9 protein-coding genes and 1 pseudogene are annotated in these 9181 nt (G+C 41.7%); 3 read left to right on the top strand and 7 right to left on the bottom strand.

The window, feature by feature from the left end:
• Positions 1–68 precede the first annotated feature (68 nt).
• Together F607_RS0122195 and F607_RS0122190 are read right to left on the bottom strand one after the other, a co-directional pair.
• The gene (locus tag F607_RS0122195) at positions 69–587 is read right to left on the bottom strand and encodes a tyrosine-type recombinase/integrase (protein WP_084611374.1); all 519 of its coding nucleotides are present in this window, start codon (positions 585–587) and stop codon (positions 69–71) included.
• The gene (locus tag F607_RS0122190; protein WP_027709825.1) at positions 502–990 is read right to left on the bottom strand and encodes a hypothetical protein; all 489 of its coding nucleotides are present in this window, start codon (positions 988–990) and stop codon (positions 502–504) included. Before F607_RS0122190 ends, F607_RS0122195 begins: the two co-directional genes overlap by 86 nt.
• A gap of 123 nt (positions 991–1113) precedes the next feature.
• On the opposite strand from F607_RS0122190, the gene dusA reads away from it, so the two are divergent.
• Positions 1114–2100 carry a tRNA dihydrouridine(20/20a) synthase DusA gene (gene dusA / locus F607_RS0122185; protein ID WP_027709824.1) on the top strand — a complete coding sequence of 329 codons (987 nt, stop codon included), beginning with the start codon at positions 1114–1116 and terminating at the stop codon, positions 2098–2100.
• Between the two features lie 78 nt (positions 2101–2178).
• The gene (gene tal / locus F607_RS0122180; protein WP_027709823.1) at positions 2179–3132 is read left to right on the top strand and encodes a transaldolase; all 954 of its coding nucleotides are present in this window, start codon (positions 2179–2181) and stop codon (positions 3130–3132) included.
• Between the two features lie 73 nt (positions 3133–3205).
• Here the strand turns inward: tal and F607_RS0122175 are convergent, their stop codons facing one another.
• Both F607_RS0122175 and F607_RS0122170 read right to left on the bottom strand, forming a co-directional pair.
• Positions 3206–3691 carry an STAS domain-containing protein gene (locus tag F607_RS0122175; RefSeq protein WP_027709822.1) on the bottom strand — a complete coding sequence of 162 codons (486 nt, stop codon included), beginning with the start codon at positions 3689–3691 and terminating at the stop codon, positions 3206–3208.
• Positions 3688–4872, bottom strand: a complete 1185-nt coding sequence (locus F607_RS0122170; RefSeq protein WP_027709821.1) for a response regulator — start codon at positions 4870–4872, stop codon at positions 3688–3690. Before F607_RS0122170 ends, F607_RS0122175 begins: the two co-directional genes overlap by 4 nt.
• 294 nt (positions 4873–5166) lie before the next feature.
• On the opposite strand from F607_RS0122170, the gene F607_RS0122165 reads away from it, so the two are divergent.
• Positions 5167–5493: a PilZ domain-containing protein gene (locus F607_RS0122165; RefSeq protein WP_027709820.1), complete on the top strand. Its 327-nt coding sequence runs from the start codon at positions 5167–5169 to the stop codon at positions 5491–5493.
• A gap of 79 nt (positions 5494–5572) precedes the next feature.
• Here F607_RS0122165 and F607_RS0122160 read toward each other — a convergent pair whose 3' ends face one another.
• The 3 genes and pseudogenes from F607_RS0122160 to F607_RS36185 form a co-directional block, all read right to left on the bottom strand.
• Positions 5573–6259 carry an MlaA family lipoprotein gene (locus F607_RS0122160; RefSeq protein ID WP_027709819.1) on the bottom strand — a complete coding sequence of 229 codons (687 nt, stop codon included), beginning with the start codon at positions 6257–6259 and terminating at the stop codon, positions 5573–5575.
• Between the two features lie 726 nt (positions 6260–6985).
• Positions 6986–8584, bottom strand: a complete 1599-nt coding sequence (locus tag F607_RS0122155) for an alkaline phosphatase (RefSeq protein ID WP_027709818.1) — start codon at positions 8582–8584, stop codon at positions 6986–6988.
• A gap of 422 nt (positions 8585–9006) precedes the next feature.
• Positions 9007–9181: pseudogene (locus tag F607_RS36185) on the bottom strand (IS982 family transposase); the annotation flags it as partial.

The following is a 9181-nucleotide window of genomic DNA, read 5'->3' as shown; positions in this document are numbered from 1 at the left end:
GTCATTGCCACTTGAACTCCAGTTATTCTGCTTGTTTTCTACCAAAAAAATCAAATTCTGCTCATTATTTAAGCATGCTTGCTTAAGTTAAATGGCCAAAGTCGAGATATTCCAAGACTTCTGACGACTCGAGAAAATGCGGCCCCGACAGATTTAGAGTTATATGGAAAAATTCTGTCATCAATGCGTGGTTGCTTCAAAATAATCTCAAACGATTTACCCAATAAAGGCATAACCTGGTTGTTATTGTGTTTATTTTTGGGATCCTTGCGTTCACGGATCAGGATTGTTTTTTTGTCCTTGTTGAGATCCTCCCAGCGAATATTACATATTTCCTTTTGCCGCATGGCCGTTTCGATAGCAAATTCAAAAATATCTGCCATCGGAATACTGGATTGTCGCTTCCCTCCCCGTTCATGAAACGCTAACAACAACTGTTGAATTTCCTCAGGATTGATTCGTCGACCTCTTCGGCCTGACTTACCAATTAACCCAAGCTGGTTAAGAACTGGCTTCGCGGAATCCACAGCATAGGTAGTAATTGGCAGCCCCCACCCGGCATGATAAAGCCCTAAAATGGTGCACATCCTGAATGACAGTGGCAGGCCCTGCCCCCTTTAACTGGCGAATCTTACAGTGCTCAATCACATCCGCGCTGGTCAAGTCGATGGCAATTTTTCTAGCCAGATCTAAGGCTGATAACGACTCAAGGGTGTAGCGCTTACTACGACCAAATGGTTTGATAGCATCAACTTCAACAATATACCGGGTAATCAGTTCAGCCAGGGTCAACTTAGCTGCCTTGAGCTTTTCTAAGCCTTCAACACTCTGCAACTCCAAATCACGCCGCTTACCCCATGCCCGTGCAAGCCGTTCACGGTCAAAAGTTCTTGATTCGGAATAGACAATTTTGCCTTTACGCTTTACTCTCACCACGGCCCGATAGGCAGAGCTTCCATTTGCTCGAGGACGCCTTACAATGGTCAACATTTATACAGCTCCTTTGTGCGGTGTACCATCTTAAGAATGGTACACCGAAAGCTGTAATTTAGCGTATTTTGGCGACTTTTTAAAACGAATGTTTGATTCAAAAGTAATCGATAACTAGTTGATATGGCTAATAAAAGTAGTAAAAAGCTAAACCGGACTCTCAGCGTTGCGCCCATGATGGACTGGACCGATCGTCATGAACGCTACTTCTTACGTTTGATTACTCGTCACACGCTACTTTATACCGAAATGGTCACAACAGGTGCACTGCTCCATGGCGACCGTGAACGCTTTTTACATTACAGCCCTGAAGAACATCCAGTTGCCTTACAACTTGGAGGTTCAAACCCAGAAGAGCTTGCTGCATGCACCAAACTGGCTGAAGACTGGGGCTATGACGAAGTAAATTTGAATGTCGGCTGTCCAAGTGATCGTGTGCAAAATGGGCGAATTGGAGCATGTCTAATGGCTGAGCCTGAGACTGTCGCTAACTGTCTCGCTCAAATGCAAAAAGCAGTTTCAATTCCTGTTACGGTGAAGCACAGAATTGGTATCAATGGCCGAGAAGAGTTTGAACAGCTCTGCCAATTTGTTGAAACAGTTTCTGCTGTAGGCTGTGAAACATTTATTATTCATGCACGCATTGCAATTCTCGAAGGATTAAGCCCAAAAGAAAACCGAGAAATCCCCCCGCTTAAATACGAGTGGGTCTATGCCATTAAAAAAGAGTTCCCTCACTTAGAAATCATTCTAAATGGTGGCGTTAATACAATGGAGGCAGTGCAACAGCACCTATCACATATTGATGGGGTGATGATTGGTCGTGAAGCCTATCAAAATCCATATATCCTGGCTCAAGCAGATGCACTTTGCTTTAATGACCATCACCCCATTCCCTCTCGCCATGAAATTCTTAGCCAGTTTTATCCTTATATCGAAAAAGAGCTGGATAGTGGTACTCGCTTGCACCATTTAAGCCGGCATATTCTTGGTTTATTTCAAGGACAACCAGGAGGCAGGCAGTTCCGTCGATATTTAAGTGAAAATGCCTGTAAACCAGGAAGCAGTCTACAAACCCTGCAAGCAGCTGCAGCACTTACTGCTAGTTAGGTAACTACATTTCTTAACCAGCATGTTATACTAACCACCCACATTACAAACCCTTGCACTCACGGAGTTTATATCTGTATGCAAAACCAATTGGAACAACTAAAGCAAATTACTACAGTGGTTGCAGATACTGGTGATATTGAAGCCATAAAAAAATACCAACCCGTGGATGCAACAACAAACCCCTCACTGCTTCTTAAAGCCGCCGAGCTTCCTCAATATCAATCACTCATAGATGACGCCATTAGTTGGTCTAAAGGACAGGGTGGAAGCCAACAAAAAATGCTTGCTAATGCCTGTGATAAACTGGCAGTGAGTATTGGTAAAGAGATCTTGCAGGTTATTCCTGGCCGTATATCCACAGAAGTAGATGCCCGCCTTTCGTTTAATACAGAAGCTACCATTGCTAAAGCAAAGCAACTTATGGCGCTATATGCTGATGCAGGAGTCAGCAGCGAACGAATTCTGATTAAAATTGCTTCAACCTGGGAAGGTATCCGTGCCGCTGAAATATTAGAGAAAGAAGGTATTCAGTGTAACCTAACGCTGATGTTTGGCTTTGCCCAAGCAGCAGCTTGTGCAGATGCAGGCGTTTACCTGATTTCGCCTTTTGTTGGCCGAATTTTAGACTGGTACAAAGCAGCTACTGGTAAATCATACACTGCAGCAGAAGATCCTGGCGTACAATCCGTTTCAGCAATCTACAACTTTTACAAGCAGCATGGCTATAAAACAATTGTGATGGGCGCCAGTTTCAGAAATATTGGTGAAATTCAGGAGCTAGCAGGCTGTGACCGCCTGACAATCAGCCCACAGTTACTTGATGAGCTAGCATCGACCAACGCACAGCTTGAGCAAAAACTCAACCCAGAACACCTAGGCGAAGCAATCGCTAAACCTGCCGTTGATGAAGCGAGTTTCCGTTGGGCTATGAATGAGGATGCAATGGCCACAGAGAAGCTGGCTGAAGGTATTCGCAATTTTGCGATTGACCAAGTTAAGCTGGAAAATAAGTTAAGTCCGCTTTACTAGCGCACGACAGACAGCAGCAGAGCTAATCATTGCCTGCTGCTGACTTGGTCATATTGAAGGGATATAGTGGTTGTTAACCATCACACTCTAGTGACTTCACTAGATCTTTGAATGCCTGCCGGTTCTTTTCATTCAGACTCATCAGCACTTTATGAGCATCCAGCACTTTTTTCTTTGCTGACTCTTCTGAACACTCTTCAACAGGCACTTCCTGGAGAGATTGAGATGGCTGAGCCTGCTCACGGACCAAAATAAAAACCTGATCAAAGCCCATACTCAGCAAAATTCGAGTGATATCCTCATTGGTAGACACTACGGTAGGCACCAGACCCAGTTTTTTCTTCGCCTGAATAGAGAGTTTTGCTAACAGACCAAGTGATGTACTGTCTATTCCCTCAGTTTCAGTTAAATCAACGATGACTGATTTAAAATCAGGCTGGGCAAACATTTTATCCAGAAACGTATCCAGGGTGGAGCAGAGCGTTAACCTTACATCACCCACAAATTTTAGAACATACGTTCCTTCATTTTCGGCAAACTGTATTTTTCCGGCTGTCATGACATATTCCTAGCCAACACCAGTAAGGCTATATCATCTGGTGCATCCTGCATTTTATCCAAGCCCAGTGCTTGTACAATTGCACCAACCGTTGATGCTCCTTCACTAATAATAGACAGCAAATACGCTTCTTTATCTTTCAGTCGTTCTTGAGGTAAAACCTCAATGATACCGTCAGAAAAGATAGTTAATGAAAACTGCATCGGCAAGTCCATTACCGTATTTGCGTAGGTCGCATCATCAAATAGTCCTACAGGTAGACCATGCCCCTCCAGGTAATACTCGGTATCAGGTGTTGCAAACAAAGGGAACGGAAAGTGCCCCCCATAACTATATGTCAATTGATGACACTGCGTATCAAGAATTCCACAAAACATCGTGACGTGCTTGTCAAGATCAGCACTAATCAGCCCTTGATTCAGATAGTCCAGCAACTCTGCTGGCGATGCCTGCTCAGACCGACCTTGTTTCTCACACTCCTCTACAAAGAGCATAGTCATATGCTTTAACAGAACTGTGACAAATGCTGATGAAGCACCATGACCAGAAACATCGGCTAGATAAAAGACAAACCGATGCTCTCCAAGTGGAAAGTAATCTGCAAAGTCGCCACTTAGATAAAGTGAAGGGTTTATATGGTGAGCAAAAACATAGTCAGTCGTTGCGAAAGGGCTTTGCGGTAGCATTTTCAACTGAACCTGCCGACCAGCTTTTTGATCTGCTTGTAATTCTGCCAGGCTATTACGCAGTGTTTGAATGGCTTCTTCCAAGTTTTCTCGATAACGCTGATTGTCCTGCAATAACTGCGCATTTATCAGGGACCGATTGATTGAATGCTCAAGTACTTCTAAGTCGCCTATCGGTTTAATCAAGTAGTCACTGGCACCCAGTCGCAATGCTGTCACGACATCAGACATAACACCTGCACCTGATACCACAATCACCGGAGTATTCGGCGATATACCACGAATTGTTTTTAAAACACCTAAACCATCTAATTTAGGCATACGCAAATCACAGATCACCAGATCTGGATGCTCTTCTTTAAAAACCTGAATGCCTTCTTCACCATTTTCAGCCTGAGTGATTGCAAAGCCACTGTCTTCAAGGTAAGCCACAATGCTTTCACGGACAATGGGTTCATCGTCAATCACCAAAAGCTTACTACTGTTGGTATTCATAAACGGACCTTGCAATACCTGCTTTTCGCAAGCTTTGTCTATTCTTTAAAGAATAGGTCTTTCTTATGTTGCTCAACCCAGTTATGTGAGTTTGCTCACTATAAATCTGGCTAATCACTAATTGCATTACATGAGGTGGGCAACATTACTCTTTTATATAAAAGACAGCAAGAGTGATTTTTAAATAAGCAATAATTTTTATGCGTCAACCAACATCAGACAATAACACACAACCAACCGTACTTTTAACGCCTATGCTTATACTGAAGGGGTGTTTATAGAATGAGGTTATCCATGAACCTAAGTAACCAGTTTTATACAGAAAAACGAGGCTTTATTCGAATGAGGATGGAGACTGAAGCCAAACTCAAAGCACTGGGTTGTAGTGAGGGTAACCACACACTTACATCAATGTCAGTGAAATGCATCAATCTAAGTAGCACTGGCGTACTTCTTGAGTCTGAAAATTCTCTAACGGAAGGTAGTTTATTGGAAATCACGATTCCATCTGAGCGCGAAGATTTTCCTGACTTTATTGCTGAGGGCACAGTTATTCGAGTCACTCAAAAGCCAACAGATGAATTATACGAAGTCGCATTGAAGATTGATAAAATTATGTAATAGATATGATAGCTAACTTGAAAGCGGTATGAAACAACATACCGCCATTAGGTATTTAGCAATATTGATAGTATCTTTGTTAGAAATCATCTTCTGGCTGCTCGCCAGTCAGTAAGAATTCACGGTTTTGTATATAAGTATCACGAATAAATGTGTACTTATCACCCAATATCAAATCTTCAGACTTCAACAACCCTGCTCGCTTATCCACTACCTTCATAACATACAGCACATTACGAGTAGGTACATTGTCAACATAACGAATGGGATTCATGTAACTATCAGGTACCATACCTGTTGCAGAGCGAACTGTACTTGGTCCAAAGAGAGGCAACACCAGATAAGGCCCACGAGGTACCTGCCAGTGTCCCATGGTCAAACCAAAGTCCTCGTAGTTTTTCTCAAGCCCCATATGCTCAGCAACATCGAGTAACCCCAGCATACCAATCGTTGAATTCACCAGTAGGCGCCCCGTATCATTGGCTGCCTGTTTTCCTTCTAGCTGAAGTATATCGTTAATAATGTTGGGCACTTCACCAATATTGCTAAAAAAATTAGTCACCAATTGCTCTACAGGGTCCGGCGTCACATAACGATAACCTTTAGCTACAGGCTTAAAGAAATTATCATCAACTGTTTCATTAAATTGGAAAACAGACCGGTTAAAACCTTCCCATGGATCATCAGGATGCTCAGCAAAGCTCTGCCCTATTACACACATACTAAGCAGCAGGGAAAAAGCCGTTTTGCGTAACACCATTAACATTCGAAATCCTCAACCAGTAATCTTTTTGCGCTCATGAAAGTATCTTATCTTTCTTTACATTATCACGCACGTTGTAACCTACTAGCTCATGCGCTCATGTGGATCAGTTATCATTTATACACTTAGATCAGCAGCTCACTGCATCTACCAAAAAATACGTTCAATGAGTTTTTATGGGTTTATGATTAACACTTGTCGCACTACTTAACCTAACTTAAACAACGATATCTAGCTCAAATAGCAGTACATAGCTTGTGTGGTAGATTACGATCAAAAGTCAGCACTTATGAAACACGCGATGTTTTATACAAACCTTAAATCATCACTAGCCTAGGTCAAATGAACAAGCCAAATCAGTCAGAATAGATTAGCAAAAAATATAGAATCTATCTTTTAACGGTTAAGCAATCACTCATAACATACTATGAATATTCTATAACCAAGTGATAATGCATCGACAAAAACTAAGTGCAATGCTCAAACTGATAACCTATGCACAAACAAACAGCGATTTTACCCAGTAACTGCCAATTTCAGCAAGCTCTCCATGGCAAAATTCGTGTAAATCAAGTAAAGGTTAGCAAAATAAAATCATGAGGGAATGAACAACAGGTACTGTATAGCACCAAAGTATAAATAACGTATTGTGATTTTAATAAGAGAGATGCCTTACCACCATTAGGTTTTAGGCATCTCCCATCTCTCTTTAACTAAGCAGGTACGCGTTTACTGCAATGCGGCTTTTAGCTTTTGTCCTACATCTGCATGATGTTGTAACAGCGAAAAAGTACGCGTAGCTTCCTCAGGGCCATAAGCAAATACCGCAACCGGTGTATGTGTATGTGTACCCGTTCCCCAAACAACATTCTGCTGTTGAGATAATGCTCGACCAATCAGGTTATAGCGGATTTCTTCACCATAAACATAAAATGCAGCAAAGTCATTTACTTTAGGTAAGGTTTCTGCCCCTAGGTAACTATGTCCTTTAACAAAAAATGGATTTTTTTGATCTGCAAGAATCGCCTTCGCTTGAGCTTCAGTGACTTTAAAACCTGTACTATCACTAATAATTTTAGCTAAGGCAGCAGGTGTTTGTTTGGCTTTTGGTAGCGCCTGATAATCTACTACCATATCTCCAAATGTCTTATTTTGACTGTAAATATTATCTAGCACATTAGGCTTAACAAAATTGAAGAACGGAGCATAATCAGCGCCTTTAAAGCCTGCACCAGGTAGTTTTTGAGCTTTTGGCAAGTTGTGAGCCGAATAAGAGAAGCCAAATGAGCCGGTCTCATGGTCTGCCGTCAATACCACTAGAGTATCATCACGCCCCTTAGCCCAGTCCAGAACAGCGCCAATTGCTTCATCAAACTTTATCATTTCATGAAGCATCGTACCTACATCATTATTGTGCCCTGCCCAGTCAATCTGGCCACCTTCAACCATCAGGAAAAAGCCATCTTTATCTTTTGAAAGCAGATCAATTGCTTTTGTCGTCATTTCTTTTAAAGACGGCTCATGACGCTGCTTGCTATCTTTATTATGGGTATAAGCAATACCATCCATCATGCCTGAGTTACTGAATAAGCCCAGCACTTTACCCTCTTTAACCTTGCTTAACTGGTCACGGTCAAATGTAAGCTGGTACCCCTTCTTTTGCGCTTCCAACAGCAAGTTCCGCTCATCTTTACGCTTTGACTTGATAGCAACATTGTTACCCACCAGTTTGGCAACACTTTGTTTGCTAGCTTTATCAGCATTAACTGAAGCAGGTATCCAGTGTCGTAAACCACCAGACAGCATGACATCAGGCCCCACGTTAAGCATATCCACTGCAATCTTATTTTCGAGTGAACGGTGTGGTTGATGTGCAGCAAAAGAGGCTGGTGTAGCATGAGTTAAACGCGTATCAGAAACTAAGCCTGTTGCTTTATTAAGCTTTTTAGCTTTTTCCAATACAGTTTCTACAACATTACCTTGATCATCCAGACCAATCATTTCTGAGCCAGCTAACACTCCCAATGATAGCTGTGTTGCTGAACACGCGGAATCAACAACTACGCCACCCGCAGGATAAGTCATTGATAACCCAACAACACCTTCTTCAGCCATTTTTGTGATCGCTGTTTTTCCTTGCTTATCTTTATAAATCGAATTAGGTGCAAGTCGCGCATAAGACTCCAGCAAACCCACTTGCTGAGGTCCCATTCCATCACCAATCAACAAAATGACATTTTTGATCTTTTGGTCAGCATAACCACCAGACGCAACAGTTAACATTGACGCTGTGATCAATCCTGCTAATAAACCTTTTTTGGCTTTCATAATCCCCTCAATACTAGCTTTGGGATAAACAATGTTGAAAGTAATTGCAGCTTATATTTATAACTCTGCCAGAATTTTTTGAGCAACAATACGAATCGCTTAAAATACTTACTATACGTGAGTTATACTTTTTCAATCAGTTCATACCTATTTATCCAATATGTTAACGACGTACACCCTACGCCTTCATTAATTTTCTCCCTAAACGGACTGTAAAGGCTCTAGCGTTTTAATGTTATTTGTCGTTTCATAACTTGAGGCATGTAACTTATTAAAAAACACTACAACATGCTAATTTTGTCGTATTTTTAGCCAGTTCAGCTAAAATAACAACAGAAAGACTAGCGCAGCTACATTACCAAATTGTTAGATATTACGTAAAGAATTCCCTTTTTATTTAAAATAACGCGATGCTCGACTTTTTAGCCTATTAATTTAGCTAACTGAAGAGGAGCATTGCCTTGGTTCCTATTAAATAATACACACAAACTGTGTGATAATAGCTTGCGGGTAATTCGATTAGTCAAGCTCCATAGTGTTCTGCCTTTGGTTCGCTGAATATTAAACCTTTCTACTAGCTGACCAATCGTTGTCTCC

It is taken from the genome of Zooshikella ganghwensis DSM 15267, from assembly GCF_000428585.1.
In the GTDB taxonomy this organism is placed as follows: Bacteria; Pseudomonadota; Gammaproteobacteria; order Pseudomonadales; family Zooshikellaceae; genus Zooshikella; species Zooshikella ganghwensis.
This window is presented reverse-complemented; position numbering and strand designations above follow the sequence as displayed.

Coding starts and splice junctions, on each gene's coding strand:
- F607_RS0122195 (WP_084611374.1), bottom strand. CDS start 587: ATGTGCACCATTTTAGGGCTTTATCATGCCGGGTGGGGGCTGCCAATT.
- F607_RS0122190 (WP_027709825.1), bottom strand. CDS start 990: ATGTTGACCATTGTAAGGCGTCCTCGAGCAAATGGAAGCTCTGCCTAT.
- dusA (WP_027709824.1), top strand. CDS start 1,114: ATGGCTAATAAAAGTAGTAAAAAGCTAAACCGGACTCTCAGCGTTGCG.
- tal (WP_027709823.1), top strand. CDS start 2,179: ATGCAAAACCAATTGGAACAACTAAAGCAAATTACTACAGTGGTTGCA.
- F607_RS0122175 (WP_027709822.1), bottom strand. CDS start 3,691: ATGACAGCCGGAAAAATACAGTTTGCCGAAAATGAAGGAACGTATGTT.
- F607_RS0122170 (WP_027709821.1), bottom strand. CDS start 4,872: ATGAATACCAACAGTAGTAAGCTTTTGGTGATTGACGATGAACCCATT.
- F607_RS0122165 (WP_027709820.1), top strand. CDS start 5,167: ATGAACCTAAGTAACCAGTTTTATACAGAAAAACGAGGCTTTATTCGA.
- F607_RS0122160 (WP_027709819.1), bottom strand. CDS start 6,259: ATGTTAATGGTGTTACGCAAAACGGCTTTTTCCCTGCTGCTTAGTATG.
- F607_RS0122155 (WP_027709818.1), bottom strand. CDS start 8,584: ATGAAAGCCAAAAAAGGTTTATTAGCAGGATTGATCACAGCGTCAATG.